At 64.4% G+C, this 20,974-nt stretch carries 20 protein-coding genes; 5 read left to right on the top strand and 15 right to left on the bottom strand.

Features of this window, described 5'->3' with window-relative positions; all coding sequences use genetic code 11:
* Positions 1 to 66 precede the first annotated feature (66 nt).
* Both guaB and folD read right to left on the bottom strand, forming a co-directional pair.
* Positions 67 to 1,524 carry an IMP dehydrogenase gene (gene guaB, locus ASG75_RS03495; protein ID WP_056385747.1) on the bottom strand — a complete coding sequence of 486 codons (1,458 nt, stop codon included), beginning with the start codon at positions 1,522 to 1,524 and terminating at the stop codon, positions 67 to 69.
* Between the two features lie 92 nt (positions 1,525 to 1,616).
* On the bottom strand, positions 1,617 to 2,486 hold the full coding sequence (gene folD, locus ASG75_RS03490) for a bifunctional methylenetetrahydrofolate dehydrogenase/methenyltetrahydrofolate cyclohydrolase FolD (RefSeq protein ID WP_056385745.1): 870 nt from the start codon (positions 2,484 to 2,486) through the stop codon (positions 1,617 to 1,619).
* Between the two features lie 67 nt (positions 2,487 to 2,553).
* Between folD and ASG75_RS03485 the strand changes: the two genes are divergently transcribed.
* Positions 2,554 to 3,123 carry a GNAT family protein gene (locus ASG75_RS03485; RefSeq protein WP_056385742.1) on the top strand — a complete coding sequence of 190 codons (570 nt, stop codon included), beginning with the start codon at positions 2,554 to 2,556 and terminating at the stop codon, positions 3,121 to 3,123.
* A 55-nt stretch (positions 3,124 to 3,178) separates the two neighbouring features.
* On the opposite strand, the gene der is transcribed toward ASG75_RS03485, so the two are convergent.
* The 7 genes from der to ndk form a co-directional block, all read right to left on the bottom strand.
* Positions 3,179 to 4,582: a ribosome biogenesis GTPase Der gene (gene der, locus ASG75_RS03480; RefSeq protein WP_056385740.1), complete on the bottom strand. Its 1,404-nt coding sequence runs from the start codon at positions 4,580 to 4,582 to the stop codon at positions 3,179 to 3,181.
* Positions 4,583 to 4,604: 22 nt separating this feature from the next.
* A complete protein-coding gene (bamB, locus tag ASG75_RS03475) occupies positions 4,605 to 5,801 on the bottom strand; it encodes an outer membrane protein assembly factor BamB (RefSeq protein ID WP_056385738.1) in 1,197 nt (398 codons plus the stop codon).
* Positions 5,798 to 6,448: a tetratricopeptide repeat protein gene (locus ASG75_RS03470; RefSeq protein WP_056385736.1), complete on the bottom strand. Its 651-nt coding sequence runs from the start codon at positions 6,446 to 6,448 to the stop codon at positions 5,798 to 5,800. The genes bamB and ASG75_RS03470 overlap by 4 nt, the downstream gene beginning before the upstream one ends.
* Positions 6,449 to 6,602: 154 nt before the next feature.
* Positions 6,603 to 7,595: a helix-turn-helix domain-containing protein gene (locus ASG75_RS03465; RefSeq protein WP_082547481.1), complete on the bottom strand. Its 993-nt coding sequence runs from the start codon at positions 7,593 to 7,595 to the stop codon at positions 6,603 to 6,605.
* Entirely contained in the window at positions 7,592 to 8,380 is a 789-nt protein-coding gene (pilW, locus tag ASG75_RS03460) for a type IV pilus biogenesis/stability protein PilW (protein ID WP_056385732.1), read from the bottom strand. Before pilW ends, ASG75_RS03465 begins: the two co-directional genes overlap by 4 nt.
* Positions 8,370 to 9,500: a 23S rRNA (adenine(2503)-C(2))-methyltransferase RlmN gene (gene rlmN, locus ASG75_RS03455; RefSeq protein ID WP_056385730.1), complete on the bottom strand. Its 1,131-nt coding sequence runs from the start codon at positions 9,498 to 9,500 to the stop codon at positions 8,370 to 8,372. Before rlmN ends, pilW begins: the two co-directional genes overlap by 11 nt.
* Before the next feature lie 6 nt (positions 9,501 to 9,506).
* Positions 9,507 to 9,932, bottom strand: a complete 426-nt coding sequence (ndk, locus tag ASG75_RS03450; RefSeq protein ID WP_056385728.1) for a nucleoside-diphosphate kinase — start codon at positions 9,930 to 9,932, stop codon at positions 9,507 to 9,509.
* Between the two features lie 229 nt (positions 9,933 to 10,161).
* Here ndk and ASG75_RS03445 point away from each other — a divergent pair, with 229 nt between their 5' ends.
* The 3 genes from ASG75_RS03445 to ASG75_RS03435 all read left to right on the top strand — a co-directional run bounded on the left by ASG75_RS03445 (position 10,162) and on the right by ASG75_RS03435 (position 14,562).
* A complete protein-coding gene (locus ASG75_RS03445) occupies positions 10,162 to 10,788 on the top strand; it encodes a TetR/AcrR family transcriptional regulator (RefSeq protein ID WP_056385726.1) in 627 nt (208 codons plus the stop codon).
* Positions 10,789 to 10,827: 39 nt separating this feature from the next.
* Entirely contained in the window at positions 10,828 to 13,215 is a 2,388-nt protein-coding gene (locus ASG75_RS03440; protein ID WP_056385724.1) for a 3-hydroxyacyl-CoA dehydrogenase/enoyl-CoA hydratase family protein, read from the top strand.
* A gap of 141 nt (positions 13,216 to 13,356) precedes the next feature.
* On the top strand, positions 13,357 to 14,562 hold the full coding sequence (locus ASG75_RS03435) for an acetyl-CoA C-acyltransferase (protein ID WP_056385722.1): 1,206 nt from the start codon (positions 13,357 to 13,359) through the stop codon (positions 14,560 to 14,562).
* Between the two features lie 200 nt (positions 14,563 to 14,762).
* On the opposite strand, the gene ASG75_RS03430 is transcribed toward ASG75_RS03435, so the two are convergent.
* The 6 genes from ASG75_RS03430 to ASG75_RS03405 form a co-directional block, all read right to left on the bottom strand.
* Positions 14,763 to 15,161, bottom strand: a complete 399-nt coding sequence (locus ASG75_RS03430) for a carboxypeptidase-like regulatory domain-containing protein (RefSeq protein ID WP_235580141.1) — start codon at positions 15,159 to 15,161, stop codon at positions 14,763 to 14,765.
* 318 nt (positions 15,162 to 15,479) lie between these two features.
* Positions 15,480 to 16,487 carry a hypothetical protein gene (locus ASG75_RS03425; protein ID WP_056385720.1) on the bottom strand — a complete coding sequence of 336 codons (1,008 nt, stop codon included), beginning with the start codon at positions 16,485 to 16,487 and terminating at the stop codon, positions 15,480 to 15,482.
* 300 nt (positions 16,488 to 16,787) lie between these two features.
* The gene (locus ASG75_RS03420) at positions 16,788 to 17,282 is read right to left on the bottom strand and encodes a redoxin domain-containing protein (protein WP_056385718.1); all 495 of its coding nucleotides are present in this window, start codon (positions 17,280 to 17,282) and stop codon (positions 16,788 to 16,790) included.
* A gap of 200 nt (positions 17,283 to 17,482) precedes the next feature.
* Positions 17,483 to 18,085, bottom strand: coding sequence for a hypothetical protein (locus ASG75_RS03415; protein WP_056385716.1), 603 nt, complete (start codon positions 18,083 to 18,085; stop codon positions 17,483 to 17,485).
* A 178-nt stretch (positions 18,086 to 18,263) separates the two neighbouring features.
* A complete protein-coding gene (locus tag ASG75_RS03410) occupies positions 18,264 to 18,920 on the bottom strand; it encodes a hypothetical protein (protein ID WP_157616886.1) in 657 nt (218 codons plus the stop codon).
* Between the two features lie 337 nt (positions 18,921 to 19,257).
* Positions 19,258 to 20,151 (bottom strand): hypothetical protein, encoded by an 894-nt coding sequence (locus ASG75_RS03405; protein WP_235580140.1) that lies wholly within the window; start codon positions 20,149 to 20,151, stop codon positions 19,258 to 19,260.
* Between the two features lie 82 nt (positions 20,152 to 20,233).
* Here ASG75_RS03405 and ASG75_RS16195 point away from each other — a divergent pair, with 82 nt between their 5' ends.
* A complete protein-coding gene (locus ASG75_RS16195) occupies positions 20,234 to 20,455 on the top strand; it encodes a hypothetical protein (protein WP_157616885.1) in 222 nt (73 codons plus the stop codon).
* Positions 20,456 to 20,974: the final 519 nt, after the last annotated feature.

The following is a 20,974-nucleotide window of genomic DNA, read 5'->3' as shown; positions in this document are numbered from 1 at the left end:
AGGAATCGGGTGGGGCTCGGCATGCGGCTTTTCCGAATCCCGAATCCCCAATCCCGAATCCCGTACTCAGGAATTCAGCCGGTAATTCGGCGCTTCCTTGGTGATCTGGATGTCGTGCGGGTGCGCTTCGGTGACACCGGCGGAAGTTACCCTCACGAATTGCGCCTTGTGCCGCACGTCCTCGATGGTGGCCGCGCCCAGGTAACCCATCGACGCGCGCAGGCCACCGATCAGCTGGTGGATGATGTTGCGCAGCGGGCCGCGGTACGGCACGCGGCCCTCGATGCCCTCGGGCACCAGCTTGTCGGCGTCCGCCTCGTCCTGGAAGTAGCGATCCTTGGAGCCGAGCTGCATGGCGCCGATCGAGCCCATGCCGCGGTAGCTCTTGTAGGAGCGGCCCTGGAACAGTTCGACTTCACCGGGAGATTCTTCGGTGCCGGCGAACATCGAGCCGAGCATCACGGTGGACGCACCAGCAGCCAGTGCTTTCGGGATGTCGCCGGAGTAGCGGATGCCGCCATCGGCGATCAGTGGAATCTCGTCCTTCAGCGCGGTGGCGACCAGGTCGATCGCGGTGATCTGCGGCACGCCGACGCCGGCCACCACGCGGGTGGTGCAGATCGAGCCGGGGCCCACACCGACCTTGACCGCGTCCACGCCCACGTCGAGCAGCGCACGCGCCGCTTCGCCGGTGACGATGTTGCCGGCGATCACCTGCACCTGCGGGTAGTGTTTCTTGACCCAGCCGGCGCGTTCGATCACGCCCTGCGAATGGCCGTGCGCGGTATCCACCACCAGCACGTCGACGCCGGCATCGACCAGCGCGGCCACGCGCTGCTCGGTATCGCCGCCGACACCGACGGCAGCACCGACCAGCAAGGCCTCGTGGTGATCCTTCGCGGCATGCGGGTTGTCGCGCGCCTTCTGGATGTCCTTGACGGTGATCAGCCCGCGCAACTGGAAGGCCTCGTTGACCACCAGTACTTTTTCGATGCGGTACTTGTGCAGCAGCTGCAGCACCTCGTCTTGGCTGGCGCCTTCCTGCACCGTCACCAGCTTGTCCTGGCGGGTCATGATGTTGCGCACCGGGTCGTCGTGCTTGCGCTCGAAGCGCAGGTCGCGGCTGGTGACGATGCCGACCAGCTTGCTGCCGTCGACTACCGGTACGCCGGAGATGTTGTGCGCGTGGGTCAGCCGCAGCACTTCACGGATCGAGGTGTCCGGACCCACGGTGATCGGGCTGCGGATCACGCCGGCCTCGAACTTTTTCACCAGGCGCACTTCGGCTGCCTGCTGCTCGGCCGTCATGTTCTTGTGGATGATGCCGATGCCGCCGTTCTGCGCCATGGTGATGGCGAGTCGGGCTTCGGTCACGGTGTCCATCGCGGCGGACACGATCGGGATGTTCAGGCGCAGGTCGCGGGTGAACCGCGTTGACGTGTTCACATCGCGCGGCAACACGATGGAATGGCCCGGAACAAGGTAGACGTCGTCGTAGGTCAGGGCCTCGGCGAGGATGCGCATGCGAAAAGTCCCGCTGCAAAGAGGAGATTATACGCGCCTCGCCGGGATGCTCGCCAGCTGTGCGGCTGAACACCGCGGCTCTCCACGATGGGTCAGGCGACCCGGTGCGGCGTGGTGTGCGCCTCGGCCGCTTCCAGCGTGTTCTCCATCAGCGTGGCCACCGTCATCGGGCCGACGCCGCCGGGCACCGGAGTGATCCAGCTGGCGCGTTCGGCGGCCGGTGCGAATTCCACGTCGCCGACCAGGCGGCCGTCGTCGAGCCGGTTGATGCCCACGTCGATCACCACGGCGCCGGGCTTGATCCACTCGCCTTTCACCAGCCCGGCCTTGCCCACGGCGACGATCACGATGTCGGCCTGGCGCACGAAGGCTTCCAGGTCGTGGGTGAAGCGATGGCAGCTGGTGGTGGTGCAGCCGGCGATCATCAGCTCCAGCACCAGCGGACGGCCTACATGGTTGGACACGCCGACCACCACCGCGTGCTGGCCGCGCACCGGGCGATCGGTATGCCCGAGCAGGGTCATCACGCCCTTGGGCGTGCACGGGCGCAGGCCGAAACGGCGCAAGGCCAGGCGCCCCACGTTGATCGCCTGGAAACCGTCGACGTCCTTGTTCGGGTCGATGCGATCGACAAGGGCGTCCTCGTCGATATGTTCCGGCAGCGGCGACTGCACCAGGATGCCATGCACGTCCGGGTCGGCGTTGAGCCGGTCGATCAGGGCGAACAGTTCTTCCTGGGTGGTGTCGGGCGGCAGGTCATAACCGAACGAGCGGAAACCCACCTGCTGGCAGGCCTTGCGCTTGTTGCGCACGTAGACCGTCGAGGCCGCATCGCTGCCTACCAGCACCACCGCCAGTCCCGGCACGGGCAGCCCTTGCGCCACCCTCGCGGCGACGCGCAGGCCGACACGCTCCAGCAGTTCCTGTGCGATGCGTTTGCCGTCGAGGATGCGTGCGCTCATGTTGATGCCTGACTGTAGAGTCGATCATTATCGGGGCTCGGCCTGATGCGCACAAACGGCAGACCCCATGAGCGCGGACTCGACAATCCCGACCACGCTGGAACTGGCTGATGGCCGGCTGCACCTGCGGCCTTGGCAGGATGGTGATACCACTGCCCTGCTCGGCGCTGTACGCGAATCGACAGGCAGCGTGGGTCGCTGGCTGCCATGGTGTCACGCCGGTTACGGCCTGGACGACGCCAGAGCCTGGGTGATGTATTGCCAGGCAGGATGGCGCTCGGGCGAGCACTTTGCATTCCCGGTTTTCGACGCGGTCTCGGGCGAACTGCTCGGCAGTGTGGGTCTTTCCCGGCGCAACCGGCTCCGCCGCAGCGCCAACATGGGTTACTGGGTGCGCCAGTCACGTCACGGGCAAGGTGTGGCGGCAGCGGCTGCCACCCTGGTGGCGCGCTTCGGTTTCGAGCGGCTGGGACTGACTCGGATCGAGATCGTCGTTCTGCCCGACAACCAGCCGAGTCGGCGCACGGCCGAAAAGATCGGTGCACGGTTCGAGGCGATCGAACGTCAACGCCTGTGGGTGGGCGAACAGCCACGCGATGCAGCGGTGTACGCCCTGATTCAGCAGGATCCGGATTGACCGGGAATCACCTTGCTGCAGCCGGCGGTGTGTCGCCAGAAGCCCGCAGGCGCAGTCAGCGCGTGCGCTTGATCAGGTCGCTGACCCGGCGCCTGGCCTTGTGCTGCTGTTCCTTGGTCAGCACCTTTTTACGCCCGGCGTACGGGTTCTCGCCCTCGCGGAAGGTAATCCGGACCGGCGTGCCTTCCAGCTTGTAGCGCTTGCGGAAGAAATTCTCCAGATAGCGCTGGTACGCCGGTGCGATGTGCTTGGTGCGGGTGCCGTGGATCACGATGGTCGGCGGGTTGGTGCCGCCCGGATGCGCGAAGCGCAGCTTCGGCGCGTGACCGTTCACCAGTGGCGGCTGGTAGCTCTCGTACGCCTTCTCCAGCGTCTTGGTGAGGTCGGAAGACACCAGCACCTTGGTCGCCGACGCATGCGCGCGCACCACTGCGCGCATCAGCTCGCGCAGGCCCGAGCCGTGCAGTGCAGAGATCTGCACCTGCTTCGCCCAATCGACGAACACCAGCCGGCGATCCAGCGCGCGGCGGCATTCGTCGCGCTGGTACGAGTCCATGTCGTCCCACTTGTTGATCGCGATCACCAGCGCCCTGCCCTCGTCCATCGCATAACCGATCAGGGTGAGGTCCTGGTCGGCCAGGTTTTCGCGGGCGTCGATCATCACCACCACGACTTGGGCGGCGGCGATCGACTGCAGCGTCTTGATGACGCTGAATTTCTCGACGGCTTCCTCGACCCGCGCCTTGCGCCGGATGCCGGCGGTGTCGATCAGCGTGTAGCGCTTGCCGTCGCGTTCCAGCGGCACCCGGATCGGGTCGCGGGTGGTGCCGGCGACGTCGGAGACGATCAGCCGTTCCTCGCCCAGCAGACGATTGATCAGGGTCGACTTGCCGGCGTTCGGACGGCCGACGATGGCCACCCGGATGCTGCCGTCCTCGCCTTCCGCCTCGGTGGTGCTTTCCTCGTCGGTCGGCAACAGGGGCAGGATCAGCTGGATCAGATCGCCCGTGCCGCGATTGTGCGCGGCAGACAACGGCAGGATCTTGCCGACGCCGAAGGCGGAAAATTCTGCCAGCACGGCTTCCTCTTCCAGCCCGTCGGTCTTGTTGACCGCGGCAATGATGGTCTTGCCGCTGCGGCGCAGCTCGCCCAGGATCACGTAGTCCTGCGGCAACAGACCTTCGCGTGCATCGACCACGAACACCAATACGTTCGCTTCCTCGATCGCCAGGCGCACCTGCTTCGCGGTCAGCACGTCCATGGCTTCCTCGACCCCGGACAAACCACCGGTGTCGACCACCACGAACGGCCGCTCGCCCGTGCGGCAGACGCCATAGTGGCGATCGCGGGTAACGCCCGGCATATCAGCCACCAGGGCGTCGCGGCTGCGCGTCAGCACATTGAAAAGGGTCGATTTACCGACATTCGGACGACCAACCAGTGCGACGACGGGCAGCATGATGAGTACTTCGTTCCAGCGATCAGTGCGAAGACAGACGGTAGGCGCCGATACGGCCCTCGACGTCCTCGACGTAAACGATGTCGCCCACCACCAGTGGCTGGGCGCGGATCGCCTTCTTCGACAGCCGCTCGCGGGCGGCCAGCGCGCCGTCACCGGTCTGCAGCCAGTGCACGTAACCTTCCAGGTCGCCGACCACGACGTAGTCGCCCTGCACGGCCGGACCGCTGAGCCAACGGTACTTCAGCGCGTCGTTCTTCCACATGTCGGCGCCGCCATTCTTGTCGAATGCCCACACCACCGATTCGTCGCTGACGCCAAAGACCGCATTGGCGCTGACCGCCAGCGATTCGAAGCTGGAGAATGGATGCGTCCACAGCGGACGGCCGCTGGGGCCGTCGACCGCCGCCAGGTTGCCGTGGTAAGCGGTGCCGTAGAGCGTGCTGCCGTCCAGCAGGATCGCGCCGTCGGCGTCGTTCAGGCGATCGATTTCGGTGCGGCCTTCGCCGCCGGCCAGTTTCTGTTCCCACAACTTCGTGCCGTTGTCCTGGCGCAATGCGACGAGCTTGCCGTCGTCGCTGCCGAAGAACAGTACGCCGTTGGCGGCCAGCATCGGGCCATTGCCGCGCAGGCTGAGCAGCGGCACGCTGCCCTGGTCGTAGACCCAGCGACGCTGGCCGGTTGCTGCGTCCAGTGCGTAGACGCGACCGTCGCCGGTACGTACCACGACCAGGTCGCCGACGATCACCGGCGACGCCAGCACTTCGCCGCTTACCTCGACATCCCAGCGCGGGCTGCCGTCTTTCGCATTCACGGCATAGACGTGGCCATCCAGCGTGCCGACGGCGAGTAGGTCGCCACTGACCGCCGGGCCGCCGGCGTACTGGGCGTCCTTGCGCTTCTTGTCGCCCCAGCCGAACCAGCCATGGGTGCGCGAACTCTTCGACCACAGGCTCTTGCCGCTGCCGGCATCGATCGCGACCAGCTTGCCGTCCGTGCTGGCGGCATAGAGCACGCCGTCGACCACGGCCGGGCGCAGACGCGCGCCGCTGGTGCCGGCACCCTCACCTACGCTGGTGCGCCACAGACGGGTGACCTGCGCGGTAGGCTTGAAATCCTTGACCAGCGGGGTCGGCGGCTGGACGTTTTCCTTCTTGAACGAATGGCAACCGGCAAGGGTCACCAGTGAAGCCAGCGTGATCAGTAAAAATCTTTTCATGCACCCTGCTTCCCGGCCACGGCCAAATCATCGAGTTTCATCTGCAAGGCGCCGCGTTGCGGCGCTTCCTTGCCCAGCGTCGACAAGGCCGCCTGATAGGCCTTGCGTGCTTCGTCCGGGCGTCCAAGCTTGACCAGCACATCACCGCGGAGTTCCTGCGCCAGCCCCTGATAGCTGTCGGCCGGGATGCGATCGAGCGTGGCCAGCGCCTCCTTGCCGTTGTCGCGGGCCAGTTCCACCTGCGCGATGCGCAGCAGCGTCAACGACTTCAACGCCGGGGCGGTGGCATGGCTCTCGGCCCACTTCAGCGATGCCTCGGCCTTGTCCAGCTGTTTGGCCTGCACCTGCTGCCTGGCGCGGTCACTGACGGCGAACACGGTGAACGGCGACTTCGCGTAATCCTTCATCAACTGGTCGGTCAGCTGCGTGGCGGTATCCGGCTTGCCGGACGCCTGCGCGATCTGCATCTGCTGGTAGAGCTGGGAGGCCTGGCCTTCATTGCGGGCCTGATGGTTGCGCCATTGCTGCCAACCGAAAATGCCGACCAGGCCAATCACGATGCCGGCGATGATCGACACGCCGTTGTCGCGCAGCCATTTCTGGACCAGCTCGCTCTGTTCGTACTTGTCGTATTCTTCAAATGCCATGCAATCACCATTCAAAAGGCCGCGCGCCCGCAGACGCGTGCACAGGCCGGTGCGGTAAATAAAGGGAAAAGCCGGTCACGCCCGCTCGTTGCCGGGCGGACCAAGTGGGCAAGCATAACCGAAATGGGCCGCTCGCAGCGGCCCCAAATGGCGATCAGAAGCTGGTTGCGGAGGCCGTGCCGTCCTGCATCTGCATGCGGAAACGCGCCACGTTGGCGCGCCGGAAATCGTCCATGCCGATCGACTTGCCATCGATGCTGACCTGCGCGCCGCTGGCGTTGCCGATGCGCACATCCAGCGGCTGATCGCTGTGATAGGTCTTGTTGCTGCCGGCTGAAAGCAGGCCGTATTCCAGACGCGTGCCATCGGCCTGGATGACTTCGACCCAACTGGCTGCGGAGAGGCTGAGGCTCAGGCTGTGATCGCCGGTACCGGTATCCGCGACCGGTGCGAGCGGCTTGGCCGGCGACAGGTTGGCGCTTTCCAGGTTCGGGAATGGCGCCATCGAGGCCAGCAGCGGCTGGTCCTGTTCCTGCGGCGGCGTTGCCTTCGGCGGGGCCAGCGGGATCAGTTCGCCGGCGTGGCTGTCGGCAGCGACGGCGTGGGTAGCGGGCGCTTCCAGCTGGGCCACCGGGGCGGCGTCCAGCGGGGCGAGATGGCTGAGGTCGCGATCCAGCGTGCCGCGCACGCCCAGCCAGATCATCGGCACCACGATCACCGCGGTCAGCACGACGTAGGTGGCAGCGGTGGCGTAACGGTCCAGCAGGAAGCGCGAATGCGAGATGCCACCGGTGGCTACCAGCGGCGCTTCGATCTGCCTGATGCGATCGAGCTCGACCTGGATCGATGCCTCGTTGATGCCCAGGTGGCGGGCGTACTTGTTGATGTAGCTGCCCAGGTAGATCTTGGAGTCGATGCCGTCGTACTGGTCGCGTTCGAGTTGGCGCAGCACCCGGGCAGGCAATTTCAGCGTATGCGCGCAGGCTTCCAGATCCAGGCCCTGGGCTTCACGCGCTGCATGCAGACGACTGCCGAAACTTACCGTGTGAGGGTTTGTCGACGACACATCCATGTTGGGCAAATTGATACCGAACAACCCGGGCTCGCTTGAATCCTGTCCGGTCGGCTGAGGCTGCATGGAGGTCATGGGCTGGCAGTTGTGTCTAGGGCGTGCGCCTGCTCCGAGTCCGGGAACTGGCTGAGCAATCGCTTGCTGTAAGTGAGGGCACCTTCCGGGTTGCCCAGACGGGTTTCGATATCGTGGCCTAGCTTGAGCGACGCGGCAGTCGACTGGCCCAGCGCATCGAACCGCTGGATGAAAGCCCTGGCGCGAAATGCATCCTTATTCAGATAAAGCGTATTCGCAAGCTGGAAGAGTGCCTCCGCATTCTTGGGATTTCTTGCGATGGCGTCACGAAAACTCGCTTCGGCCCCGGTAACATCGTTGGCGCGCAGCTGGCAGACGCCGGCATTGGTCAGCGCCACGTCGGGGCTCTGGTAGAACGGGTCGGCGACGGCTTTCTGGAAATACTGGTTCGCCTCGGCGATCTTCCCGGTGTGGCACAGGAAGACGCCGAGATTGTTGTTCGGCGCGCCCTTGGCCGGTTCCAGCGCCACCGCCTTGCGGTAATGCTGCTCGGCTTCGGGCAGCTTGTTGATGCGCTCGTACAGCACCGCGATCACGGTGTGCGCCGGTGCGTAGCTGGGGTCGAACTGCAGCGCCTTGGTCAGTTTTTCCAGCGCCGTCTGCAGGTCGCCGGAAGCCATGTAGTGCTGGCCCAGTTCGGTATGGACCCGGGCGGCATCCTCGGCCAGGTCCGCCTTGCTGGACTGCGGCATGCTCTTGCCCAGCGAACTGCTGTCGGTGCGCGTGGTGATGCAGCCGGCCAGCGGCAACAGCAGGCAGAAGATCAATACCCGGTCAAATCGCATGCAATGTCCCCTCGTCCTGCCGCTTGCGTATGTCGGCGCTGCGCCGGGTGCGATCGGTGACCTGTCCGGCCAGCTGGCCGCAGGCGGCATCGATGTCGTCGCCGCGGGTACGCCGCAACATGGTCAGCACCCCGGCATTCAGCAGCTGTGTCTGGAATGCGTGGATGTCGTCGGCGTCGGAGCGCTTGAACTGAGTGCCCGGGAAAGGGTTGAACGGGATCAGGTTGACCTTGCACGTCGGCAGCTTGCGCATCAGCTTGATCAGCTGGCGGGCGTGCTCGGGCTGGTCGTTGATCCCCTTCATCAAGGTGTATTCGAAGGTAATCGAGGTACGCGGCTTGCGTGCGATCCAGCGCTGGCAGGCGGCCAGCAGCTCGGCGATCGGGTAGCGCTTGTTGATCGGCATCAGCTCGGTGCGCAGATCGTCGTTGGCCGCATGCAGCGAGACCGCCAGCGACACGTCGATGGCGTCCGACAGCTGGTCGATCAACGGCACCATGCCGGCAGTGGACAGGGTGACGCGCTTGGCCGCCAGGCCGAAGCCCAGGTCGTCGCGCATCAGGCGCATCGCCTTCAGCACGTTGTCGAAATTCGCCAGCGGCTCGCCCATGCCCATCATCACCACGTTGGTGATGCGGCGGTTCTGGTGGGTGACGTTGCCCAGGTACTTCGCCGCCACCCACACCTGGCCGATGATCTCGGCGGTGGACAGGTTGCGGTTGAAGCCCTGTGCGCCGGTCGAGCAGAAACTGCAGTTCAGCGCGCAACCGATCTGCGAGGACACGCACAAAGTGCCGCGGGTCGGTTCGGGGATGTACACCGTCTCGATCGCGTTGCCGCTGTCCATGCCGAGTAGCCACTTGTGCGTGCCATCGGTGGCCACCTTGTCCAGCAGCGTCTTCGGCGCGCCGATGTAACAGGCCTCGGTGAGCTTGGCGCGCAGCGCCTTGCCCACGTCGGTCATGTTCTCGAAGTTGTCTTCCAGGTCGTGGTAGATCCACTTCATCACCTGCTCGGCGCGATACGGCTTCTCGCCGATCTGCGTGAAGAAATCACGCAGACCCTGACGATCGAAATCGAGCAGGTTGACCTTGGCGGAACTGGCGACAACTGGGTTCACGAATAATTACCTGGACAAAACTTCTGTCGCAGCGAAGAAATAGGCAATCTCCACCTTGGCGGTTTCGACCGCATCGGAACCGTGCACGGCATTGGCATCGATGGAGTCGGCGAAGTCGGCGCGGATCGTGCCCGGCGCGGCTTCCTTCGGATTGGTGGCGCCCATCAGGTCGCGATGGGCCAGCACGGCGTTCTCGCCTTCCAGCGCGCTGATCATCACTGGGCCGGAGATCATGAACTCGACCAGCGCCTTGAAGAACGGGCGCTCGCGATGCACGGCATAGAAGCCTTCGGCTTCCTGGCGCGACAGCTGCTTCATGCGCGCGGCCACGATCTTCAGGCCGGCCTTCTCGAAACGTGCATAGATTTCACCGATGACGTTCTTGGCAACGGCGTCGGGCTTGATGATGGAAAGAGTGCGCTCCAGCGCCATACGGGTCTGCTCCGGAAAAAACGGATGGATAGGGAAAGGGGTCATGGCCGGCCCCCAGGCCGGCGGAATCGGCTAATTCCGACAAGGATTGCGGATTTAGCCCACGAAAGTTTGACAGATTCTAACTCATACGCAAGTAACCGGACATTTGCAACAAACGATCGTTTGACGGCCCCGGAGCTGTCCGCGTATGCTCAAACGATCGTTTGAACCGGCCTGCGGCCGATGGATGGTTCCGCCCGTGAACAGCTCCGGCTCGACCAAGGAACGGATACTCGGTGCCGCCGAGCTCCTGTTCGCGCAACGTGGCTTCGATGGCGCCTCGTTGCGCCAGCTGACGACCGCCGCCGGGGTGAACCTGGCCGCCGTCAACTACCACTTCGGCTCCAAGGACAAACTGGTCGAGGAAGTGTTCCGGCGCCGGCTGGACGCGTTGAATGAACGCCGACTAGCGGCGCTCGCCAAGATCGCCGGCGCCCCGGAAACCACCCTCGAGAACCTGCTGGAAGCATTCATCCGCCCCGCCCTGGACCTGTCGCACGACGACAGCGGCGCCTTGTTCATGCGCGTGCTGGCGCGGGCGTTCGCCGAGCACGACGACACCCTGCGCCAGTTCCTGTCCGCGAACTACGGCCACGTGATGCGCCAGTTCACCGCCGAATTCGCCCGCCTGCTGCCGCAGCTGAGCAAGGAAGAGCTGTACTGGCGTATCGACCTGGTCACCGGCGCGCTGACCCATGCGATGTCCGGCTTCGGCATGATCCAGCGCAAAAGCGACGTCAGCGAGCACACCCATCGCGAACAGACCGCCCAGCATCTGATCCGCTTCGCCGTCGCCGGGCTCAGCCATCCCTGACCTACCTGTCCCACCTTTTTTGCATCCTCGGAGAAGCCAATGACCGCTGCATCCTCACCCACATCAGCGCTGCGCATCCGCAAGGCCGCCGTGCTGGGCGCCGGTGTCATGGGCGCGCAGATCGCCGCGCACCTGACCAATGCCGGCGTCGAAACCGTACTGTTCGACCTGCCCGCCAAGGAAGGCCCGAAGAGCAGCATCGCGCTGAAAGCCATCGCCAACCTGGCCAAGCTGTCGCCTGCCCCGCTGGCCGACAAGAATCTCGCCGCCGCGATCATCCCGGCCAACTATGACGACGACCTCGACCACCTGAAGGACGTCGACCTGGTGATCGAGGCGATCGCCGAGCGGATGGACTGGAAGCTCGACCTGTACAAGAAGATCGCCGGCCACCTGTCGAAGACGGCAATCATTGCCTCCAACACTTCGGGCCTGTCGATCAACGGCCTCGCCGAGGCGCTGCCGGAAGACATGCGCCATCGCTTCTCGGGCGTGCACTTCTTCAACCCGCCGCGCTACATGCACCTGGTCGAACTGATCCCGACCCGACTCACCGACAGGAACGTGCTGGATGGCCTCGAAGCTTTCCTCACCACCACCGTCGGCAAGGGCGTGGTGATCGCCAAGGACACCCCGAACTTCATCGGCAATCGCATCGGCGTGTTCTCGATGCTGGCCACCATGCACCACACCGAGCAGTTCAAGCTCGGCTTCGACACCGTCGACGCGCTGACCGGCCCGGCCGTGGGCCGCCCGAAAAGCGCCACCTACCGGACCGCCGACGTGGTTGGCCTGGACACCATGGCGCACGTCATCAAGACCATGGCCGATACGCTGCCCGACGACCCGTGGCATGAGTATTTCAAGGCGCCGGTGTGGCTCGCCGGCCTGATCGAAAAGGGCGCGCTGGGCCAGAAGAACGGCAACGGCTTCTACAAGAAGGCCGGCAAGGACATCGTGGTGCTTGATCCGGCGGCAAAGGATTACCGTGCCTCCGAGCAGAAGCCATCCGACGAAGTCGCGGCGATCCTCGCGATCAAGGACCCGGCCGAGAAGTTCGGCAAGCTGCGCGCGTCGAGCGATCTACAGGCCCAGTTCCTGTGGGCGACCTTCCGCGACCTGTTCCACTACACCGCCTACCACCTGGCCGACATCGCCGACACTGCGCGCGACGTCGACTTCGCGATCCGTTGGGGCTACGGCTGGAAGCTCGGTCCGTTCGAGACCTGGCAGGCCGCGGGCTGGCAACAGGTGGCCGGCTGGATCAACGAAGACATCGCCGCCGGCAAGGCGATGAGCAAGGCGCCGCTGCCGGCATGGGTCACCGATGGCCGTAAAGGCGTCCATGGCAAGGACGGTTCGTACTCGGCCAGCGCCAACGCCGACAAGCCGCGTTCGCAGCACCCTGTCTATAAGCGTCAGCTGTTCCCCGATCCGTTGATCGGCGAGAAATTCGACCAGGGCACCACGGTGTGGGAGAACGATGGCGTGCGCCTGTGGACGCTGGGCGACGACGGCATTGGCATCCTCTCGTTCAAGACCAAGATGAACACGGTCAACGACTTCGTGCTCGACGGCGTGCAGCACGCGATCAGGCTGGCCGAAGAGAAGCTGAAGGCCGTGGTGATCTGGCAGACCGGCGAGCCGTTCTCCGCCGGTGCGGATCTCAAGGGTGCACTGGGCTTGCTGCAGGCCGGCAAGTTCGACGACTTCGAGAAGATGGTGGCCAACTTCCAGCGCACCAGCATGGCGATCAAGCACTCGCTGGTGCCGGTGGTGGCCGCGGTACGCGGCATGGCGTTCGGCGGCGGCTGCGAGTTCCAGATGCATTCGGCGCGCACCGTGGCGGCACTGGAAAGCTATATCGGCTTGGTCGAGGCCGGCGTCGGCCTGTTGCCGGCCGGTGGTGGCCTGCACGAGCTGGTAGTGCGCGCGGCGAAAGCGAACCCGACCGACCCGTTCGAGGAATTGAAGAAGGTGTTCGAAACCGTGGCGATGGCCAAGGTCTCGCCCAGCGCGATCGAAGCGAAGAACATGGGCCTGCTGCGCGACAGCGACGTGGTCGTGTTCAACGCCTACGAGCTGCTCTACGTGGCCAAGCAAGTTGCCAACGGTCTGGCCGAAAGCGGCTACCGCCCGCCGCTGCCGGCGCGTGCGATCCCGGTCGCCGGCGACGTCGGTACCGCCACCTTCCGCGCCTCGCTGGCCAACCTGCAAGCCGGCTACTTCGCTTCCGAGCACGACGTGGACATCGCCTCGCGCATCGCCGACACCTTGTGCGGCGGTGTGATCGAACGCGGTTCGACGGTCGATGAGGAATGGTTGCTGGCGCTGGAACGCAAGCACTTCGTGGAACTGGCGAAGACCGAAAAAACCCAGGCCCGCATCGCCCACACCATGAGCACCGGCAAACCGCTGAGGAACTGAAGGGTCGTCACCCCAGCGCAAGCTGGGGTCCAGCGACTTCGATCCACGACAACGACACTGGATCCCAGCTTGCGCTGGGATGACGATCAAAAAACTGAAGACGCGTCGCTGCTTCACGCGCGACGCCACGGAGCAAATCCCATGACCAAGCAAGTGCAAGACGCCTACATCGTCGCCGCCACCCGCACCCCGGTCGGCAAGGCGCCGCGCGGCGTGTTCCGCCACACCCGGCCGGACGACATGCTCGCCCACGTGATCCGCGCTGTGATGGCGCAGGCGCCGGGCGTCGACCCGCGGCAGATCGGCGACGTCATCATCGGCTGCGCCATGCCCGAGGCCGAACAAGGCATGAACGTGGCGCGCATCGGCCTGTTGCTGGCCGGCCTGCCCGACACCGTGCCCGGCGTCACTGTCAACCGCTTCTGCTCGTCCGGCCTGCAGTCGGTGGCGATGGCGGCCGACCGCATCCGCCTCGGCGAGGAAGACCTGATGCTCGCCGGCGGCACCGAGAGCATGAGCATGGTGCCGATGATGGGCCACAAGGTCGCGATGAACCCGGCGATCTTCAACGACGAGAACATCGGCATCGCCTACGGCATGGGCATCACCGCCGAGAACGTGGCGAAGCGGTGGAAGGTCAGCCGCGAGCAGCAGGATGCGTTCTCGGTGGAAAGCCATCGCCGCGCGCTCGCCGCCCAGGCCGCCGGCGAGTTCAAGGACGAGATCACCCCGTTCCAGCTCGACGACCACTACCCCGACCTGGCCAGCCGCGGCATCAAGACCGACAGCCGCAGCATCGACATGGATGAAGGCCCGCGCGCCGGTACCACCGCCGAAGTGCTGGCCAAGCTGAAAACCGTGTTCCGCAACGGCCAGTTCGGCGGCAGCGTCACCGCCGGCAACTCCTCGCAGATGTCCGACGGCGCCGGCGCCGTGCTGCTGGCCAGCGAGAAGGCGATCAAGCAGTACAACCTGCAGCCGCTGGCCCGCTTCGTCGGCTTCTCCGTCGCCGGCGTGCCGCCGGAAGTGATGGGCATCGGCCCGAAGGAAGCGATCCCGAAAGCGCTGCGCCAGACCGGCATCAGCCAGGACCAGTTGGACTGGATCGAGCTCAACGAAGCGTTCGCCGCCCAGGCGCTGGCCGTCATCGGCGACCTCGGCCTCGACCCGGGCAAGGTCAACCCGCTCGGCGGTGCCATCGCGCTGGGCCATCCGCTCGGCGCCACCGGCGCCGTGCGCATCGCCACGCTCGTGCACGGCATGCGCCGGCGCAAGCAGAAGTACGGCATGGTGACCATGTGCATCGGCACCGGCATGGGCGCGGCGGGTATCTTCGAGGCGCTCTGATTCTTCGCTCGTCATGTCGGCGAAAGCTGGCATCCAGCGTCTTTCGCCGAAACAACAACGGCGCCGTATCGCTACGGCGCCGTTGTTGTTTCCACTGAAGCGAGGCTACGCAGGTTGCGGTGAGCAACGTGAGCCCCATAACCCGCCCAGCGCGGTGCCTCGTTGGGGTTCGCTTCGCTCACCCTGACCTGGCGATCGCGTTACGGCTTGCTCGCAAGCTGTGCGCACTGGCCCTGGACGCAATTGAAGTCGACCTTGATGCCGCGGCCCACGACGACCGGCACGTTCAGATGCTTGACGACGGAATGACCGTCCTCTTCCAGCGTCACCGTGTAAACACCAACCGGCAGCGGGCCGATGCTGTAACGACCTTTGGCATCTGCCTGAGCCTCGCGCTGGAGTCCGGTCGTCGTGCTGTGCGCGGTAATGGTGTCGCCCGCCGGGGCTTTTCCGAAGACATTGCCCGCGGTGGCCTGTGCGTAGACCGCGGCGGATCCCGCCGCGCCACACACGCCGATGACAGCCGCCATCGCCAGGCTTCGCATGAAGAAGCCGCGGCGGTGCCGGGGGCGGTTGCTTGAGAGGGAGTTGTTGTTCATGGGATCTCCTGATTCCGTTTGATAACGACTGTGGGGACATGAGCCCGCCAAACCGTTTGGCAGTCCGCATGGGGAGTTCTGGACGGTTTTGCCTGCCTGCCGGGCCTGGGGATGGCCACCTGGAGCAGGCATCGTTTCGCTCTCCGTCCTCGGCCATCGGGTGAGTCACCGGATGGTCGGGCGCAGGCTACGTCGGCGTCAGGTATCCCTCGAAGGGTCAGAGGTCATTGGAGGTCGGAAGTCATGGGCCAACGTATTCGTTGGCGACCACCGCACACGCGCTTCTTCCCGCGGCAACCAAGCCGCGCGTGAACAGGCTCAGCCCTTCTTCGGTGACGGTTTGACCGGCCAGGGCGCAGCGCGCCAGCAGGCGTTGTAGAAATCCTTGATGGCGTGCCGGGCGGGATAGAGCATGAAGGTGGCGCCGTAGCGGAACGCGCTGCGCCTGCCGCCGACCCAGGCACCGATGGATCGCGACGAAAGCAGGCTTCCCAACTCGGTGGGCGGATAAGGCCGGGTTATCACGACAGCGCTATCGACGACGCGGGCCGCACCGCGCGGCTCGACCAGCACTTCCTGGCGGTCGACTTCGAAATACGATCGCGTTTCGTGCGCCACGATCTGCCTGGCACGGGTTGCGCCCACCAGATCGTACGCGGTCAGCGTCACGCTGCCCGGCTTGCATTGCAGGACGAGCCGATGGCTGCCGTCGCGATCGTCCTGCTGAAGTTCCAGGAAAGGCGCGGGCGGCAGAAGCCAGCTTTTCGTCTTGAGAGGGAGTCGGCCATTGTTGGCCAGGCCGGCGACGGTCATCTGATCCGCGGTCAGCCAGATCGGCGAATCGACTGGCGACGTCGGCACCGGTGCGAGCGCTTCGAGATCGATGCCCATGTTCTTCAGATACGCATCCGCCTCACCGCTCGTCAACTGGATCGGCGTGTTGCCCGCAGCCTGCTGACGACTCAGGCCGATGCGATCACTGCCCGTGGGAGCCCACCGGTAGAGGCCGCCGAAGTAGGCATAGGCACAGGCTCCGCTGCAGACGGCCGCCTTGATGCCCCGATACCCGGCACGGCCTTTGCGTCGCGGCGTTCCAAGGTGCGTCGTCATCGAGCCGGCGCGGAACAGCCGCCCCAGCGCCATGCCGGCAGCCAGGTCGCCCTGCGCGGAATTCAGATAGATATCGGACCCGGGCGGGATCTTCCCCGACTTCACCAGCGCCTCGAAGCGCGTCGGCGCGTCGGCGTCGATCACGCCATACAGATAAACCTGCGGCGCGCCGGCCATCGTTACCGTCATGCGGTCGTCGTTGACCTGGATGGCCATCCGCTGCGGGATTGCTTTCCCGCCGCTACGTACCGTGCTGCCGTGGGCAGGCACCGTGCCTGCCAAACCTGCGCAGATGAGCAGCAACAAACCCCAACATGCAGTGTGGGAACGCGATCTGCTCCAGCAGGCAGTGTTTTCGGATTTGCCGTATCGCACTACTACTCCCACGGTTCAAACGGTGAAGTTTTAGGGTCTCAAGATGTCCTGCAGGTGAACACGGGTCGTGGCTTGGCGAAACCCCGCACTCCTCGTCATTCCCGCGAGGCAGCGCTCAGGCAAGCGCCATCCGTGTCAGGTTCATGGGTTCGCCCCTGCTTTCGCAGCATCGGCCTCCTCCAACAACCTGCCCAGCGCTGCGCCCAGCGCAAGATCGTCCAGCGCTCCGAAGTGCTGTTCGCGCAGCCGCCCCTGCGCATCGATCAGCATGAGCGTGGGCGTGCCTTGCATAGCGTAGGCGCGCATCGTCAGCGGCAGCGGGTCGCCATCGGCGTGCGCGTCCACGCCGACGGGGAACGCATAGCGGTATTCGTACAGAAACGCTTCCAGCGCCAGTGGCCCTTGCGCCTCGTGGTGCTCGAACACCGTATGCAGCCCGATCACCGCCACACGATCGGCAGGGAAAGTCTGCCGCACGCGCTGCATCTGCGGCAGCGCTTGCATCGCGCAACCCGGACACAGCATCTGAAAAGCATGCGCAACGACCACGCGTCCACGCAGGTCGGCCAGGGTCAGCGGCGCACTGTTGAACCAGCGCGACATCTGCCACGGTGGCGCAAGCTGCCCTGTTGTCATGGTCTGCCTCCCGGAATGGAATGGTCCGAAGTTTGTGCGTTCTGCGGGCGGTTCACAAACGCGGGCGGTATGCGTGGCGCAGAACGACGCGATCAGAACTCCGTCCTCCGCGCCTTGGATGCGGCTCGGGAAAACAGGAACGGCGCCGTAGCGATACGGCGCCGCTCTTTAATCTTGGTCGAGCGAAATCGCGGCGTAAGCTAGATGCCGTCTGCAGCAGGCAGCGTCAGCTCGGCCCGCTGTTCGGCATCGGCCGTGTTCCAGCGGCGCATGTAGTCGAGCTTCTTCTCGCGGATGTCCGCGGCGTGCTCGCGGTACCATGCTTCGGCGGCTGGCGTGACGTTGACCCAGGCGGTCTTGTCCATCCACTCGCGGAAATCGGACGACTGCACGCTGTACTTCGCACCGGCCTGGTTGTGGATCGGCAACAGCGAGAAGCGCGCCTTCCACACGCCCATGCGCGGACTGACCAGTGCGTAGTAGGTCTTGCCCGCGTCCAGATGCGCGACCATGAAGTCCGCGTTCTCGGCGATCACCATGAACAAGTGCTCCCCCGGTTCGGCCTGGTAGGCGATCTTGGTCTTGCTCGACACGATGCCGATGAACTTGTCTTCCTTGTCACTGGTGTCATACACCGACGACTGGATCGCCCCGCCGAGCGACGACGGCCGCATGAACACCACCAATGCCTTGCCCGGCTCAGGCATCGGCGCCGAGCCGCCCGACTTCACCATCAACGACGACTGGCAGCCGGTCAGACCGGCCAGCAGCAGGATTGCCAAACTCCATTGGATCAAACGCATAGTTTCTCTCCTTGTGATTTGCACGACTAAGACAAAATGTTTCTATAAGTGACTCTGAGATGGCCCGAGTTTGACGGACACCTTTGATTCCTAAGATCCGACAGACCCTGCAACGCATCGCTGTTCGCGTGGGGTCTGGTCGATGGGCAATGCCGGAAAGGATCGCCGCATGAGCCTCTCAGATTTTCGGCGGTGGTTGCGATTCGAATCGCTCTGGAAGGCGATTGGCCATGTTCGCCATCTGCAGCGGCAGGAGGTGTTTTTCTGCATACGACATCGCTGCGCGAAATTCAATGCTGCAGCTGTGCGTGTAGTCCAAGGCGGCCACAATGTGTGCGTCAAACGTTTCCTGCTCGCGCTGCCTCTTGGTTTCGTATTCGGCATCAAGGTGGGTAACGGCATCCGTGGGACGTGGCCCATCCACACCGATCATCCGAGTTCTTGTCTGCACGGCGAATGCCGCAACGGCGCGAAGCGAGTGAATTACCGTCGGCAGGTTGTAACCGAACATCTCGGGCAAGTCGCAAAAGTCGGCCGGCGAGTATTTCGTCAACGGCGTTTCGAACGCCGGCGCCAAACTGGCAAGCGCCAATCCGTGGTGTCGCAGCTTTTCCGGATTTTCTTGAATCCCTCGGTAGTGACCTTCAACGAGATCAAAAAGCGCCACCAATCTGGCGATCTCTGGCAGCAGCATGCTGAGGGCAACTCGCCCGCGAATCGTCCGTTCTCGACGTCGGCGAAAGGTCTCGTTCAGGCCAAACCAAAGGGCCACGAGTGTGGCAACGGCCGTTGCCACGGCTCCCACCGCGTTCCAGTCAATCGAGTTACATGCCATGCGTGAAATCCCTGTCCTGTTTAGTGCACCGATGGTGCGCGGGTCTCTATCTCTCGTCGTAAAGCTCTTGGGCCCGCGACATACCTATCTCGTGGCTCACCTTCTGTGCTTCCACTTGATCACTGTAAATCTCTTGCGTCTCGCCATCGGCGACCAAAAGCAGGCCGCCATTCGTTGCGGCCAACTCACGGTCAGGTCGGTGAATAGTCCATTTACCACGCCATTCGCCGTCTTCCGAAACTCCATCGGAAAACACAACCAAGTGACCAACGGTTCCTGTCGTGACTGAGCGCCCCATTTTTATTCAGTGGGAAAATAGAAAAATAAGAGGCTAGGTTCATTTACCCGCTTCCTGCTGCACCCGAAACACCCGCCTCACCTCCGGATCCAGCACATCCACCTGCCGCTTCTGCTGAAACATCGCCCGCTCCCCTGCCCCGAGCTGGCAATTTCGCGACAACGTATCCGCGTCTTCTGACGTCGCCGCCATCACGTCCTGCACGTTGACGACAACGCTCAGCGTGTCGCCCAGCGGTTCCAGGGCGAGGCAGACGTTGTCGATCATTGCCATGCTGCGGTATTGGCCGCCGCCGACCATCACCAGCAGGTTGGCGTTGTCGATCCAGACGGCGGACTGCACGCCTTGCAGCGGGCGCACGGCGGCGCGGGCGGCTTCGTGGTCGATGCGGCGGGACGGGTCGACCAGACGCATGTCGCGCATCATGTTTTTGTGCATCGCGTTGACGTGCGCCTGCATGGCGTGCTGGTCGCCGCTCAGGCCCGCAACCTCGACGCCGGCGAGATGGCCGGCGGTGATTAGCGGGTTCGTGCCCTGGCCGGCCTGTTGCGGTCGGCGTGTGGTGGTTGTCGCTTCACCGTCTGCCTTGCTACAGCCTGTAGCGGCGACGCAGGTGATGGCGGCGGCGATCAGCCAGCGCTGCATGGTCATCCATTCCCCCCGAAATACCGGCCGAGCATAGCGCAGCGAAAACGTGATGGCACACGCGCTTTGCCGGCCACACCCGATGCTTTCCGCTGCGCAGTCGGTACGCGGGATCGCATCGGCGGTTCCCACGGCCTCTTGCGCGGGGCGCGGAACGCCATCGTCGTGTGTTTTTGCCCGGGCGTCGGACGAAAGAACTTCGGCGTTGCCCTTCCCTGCTCCGGCGTCGGGGCTTTTTGCTCCGGCGTCGAGCAAAAAAGCCTCAGCGCTGCAGTTCCGCAGCTCCATCGACGGACAAAAAAACCTCGCGTGTCGAATCCGGAGCTTCGGTGCCGGAGCAAAACGCTCCGTGACTGGAGCTCGCCGGTCGGTGCGTGAAGCAGAAAGCCTCGCCCGCGAGATTCTGTCAGTGATCGCGCACCTTCTTTTCGCGCTGCACTCGCTGCGCGTTGTGGTTCGGCAGGCCGTGGTGGCGGTGGTGCTCGCGGCGCTCTCTCGTGGAGCGTGCGGCGTTGGCGGCTTCGCGTCTGGCCCGCCGCGTGACGTTCACCACGATCCGGGTTTCGACGCTGCTGATGCGCTGCTTCGATGACAACGCTCGCGTTGCCGTTCCTGTCGATACGAAGGCCGTTCGCCCTGAACCTGTCGAAGGATGGACGGCCGACACCGATACCGTCCATGGTTCGACAGGCTCACCACGAACGGTATCCGGGAAAGCGTTCGCATCCTTGTAGTGATCCTTGAACTGTTTCGGCGGCCGCGTGCAGTGTGCGACGGCGTTGCGTGCCGAAGACAAACGATGGTGCGATGTTGCCCATGCACGCCCGCATCACGCCGTCTCGTGCGTACTGCCCTCCGTTGCACCCACATCCCTCCCCACATGATCGCGATGAATGCACCAGGGCAGACCCTGGCGTTCTTCGCATCATGCTTCGCCCGACACCAGGCCTTCACGCTCGCACGAGTCACCGAAACACGCGTGCGACGGCATCCGTCGGACATGCCATTCCATCCGGTCATGCAGAAAACCATCTGCACGGGAACATCGCCGATTCGGCGGTGAGAGATATCGAGTGCATGGTTCCACACGTTTACCTCCGGGGTGATACGC

It is taken from the genome of Rhodanobacter sp. Soil772, from assembly GCF_001428385.1.
In the GTDB taxonomy this organism is placed as follows: domain Bacteria; phylum Pseudomonadota; class Gammaproteobacteria; order Xanthomonadales; family Rhodanobacteraceae; genus Rhodanobacter.
This window is presented reverse-complemented; position numbering and strand designations above follow the sequence as displayed.

Coding starts and splice junctions, on each gene's coding strand:
- ASG75_RS03445 (WP_056385726.1), top strand. CDS start 10,162: ATGGTTCCGCCCGTGAACAGCTCCGGCTCGACCAAGGAACGGATACTC.
- guaB (WP_056385747.1), bottom strand. CDS start 1,524: ATGCGCATCCTCGCCGAGGCCCTGACCTACGACGACGTCTACCTTGTT.
- ASG75_RS03420 (WP_056385718.1), bottom strand. CDS start 17,282: ATGACAACAGGGCAGCTTGCGCCACCGTGGCAGATGTCGCGCTGGTTC.
- der (WP_056385740.1), bottom strand. CDS start 4,582: ATGCTGCCCGTCGTCGCACTGGTTGGTCGTCCGAATGTCGGTAAATCG.
- ASG75_RS03470 (WP_056385736.1), bottom strand. CDS start 6,448: ATGGCATTTGAAGAATACGACAAGTACGAACAGAGCGAGCTGGTCCAG.
- ASG75_RS03405 (WP_235580140.1), bottom strand. CDS start 20,151: ATGGAGCTGCGGAACTGCAGCGCTGAGGCTTTTTTGCTCGACGCCGGA.
- ASG75_RS03440 (WP_056385724.1), top strand. CDS start 10,828: ATGACCGCTGCATCCTCACCCACATCAGCGCTGCGCATCCGCAAGGCC.
- ASG75_RS03415 (WP_056385716.1), bottom strand. CDS start 18,085: ATGCGTTTGATCCAATGGAGTTTGGCAATCCTGCTGCTGGCCGGTCTG.
- ASG75_RS03425 (WP_056385720.1), bottom strand. CDS start 16,487: ATGGCCATCCAGGTCAACGACGACCGCATGACGGTAACGATGGCCGGC.
- ndk (WP_056385728.1), bottom strand. CDS start 9,932: ATGGCGCTGGAGCGCACTCTTTCCATCATCAAGCCCGACGCCGTTGCC.
- ASG75_RS03465 (WP_082547481.1), bottom strand. CDS start 7,595: ATGACCTCCATGCAGCCTCAGCCGACCGGACAGGATTCAAGCGAGCCC.
- bamB (WP_056385738.1), bottom strand. CDS start 5,801: ATGAAAAGATTTTTACTGATCACGCTGGCTTCACTGGTGACCCTTGCC.
- ASG75_RS03485 (WP_056385742.1), top strand. CDS start 2,554: ATGAGCGCGGACTCGACAATCCCGACCACGCTGGAACTGGCTGATGGC.
- folD (WP_056385745.1), bottom strand. CDS start 2,486: ATGAGCGCACGCATCCTCGACGGCAAACGCATCGCACAGGAACTGCTG.
- ASG75_RS03435 (WP_056385722.1), top strand. CDS start 13,357: ATGACCAAGCAAGTGCAAGACGCCTACATCGTCGCCGCCACCCGCACC.
- ASG75_RS03410 (WP_157616886.1), bottom strand. CDS start 18,920: ATGGCATGTAACTCGATTGACTGGAACGCGGTGGGAGCCGTGGCAACG.
- pilW (WP_056385732.1), bottom strand. CDS start 8,380: ATGCGATTTGACCGGGTATTGATCTTCTGCCTGCTGTTGCCGCTGGCC.
- ASG75_RS03430 (WP_235580141.1), bottom strand. CDS start 15,161: ATGAACAACAACTCCCTCTCAAGCAACCGCCCCCGGCACCGCCGCGGC.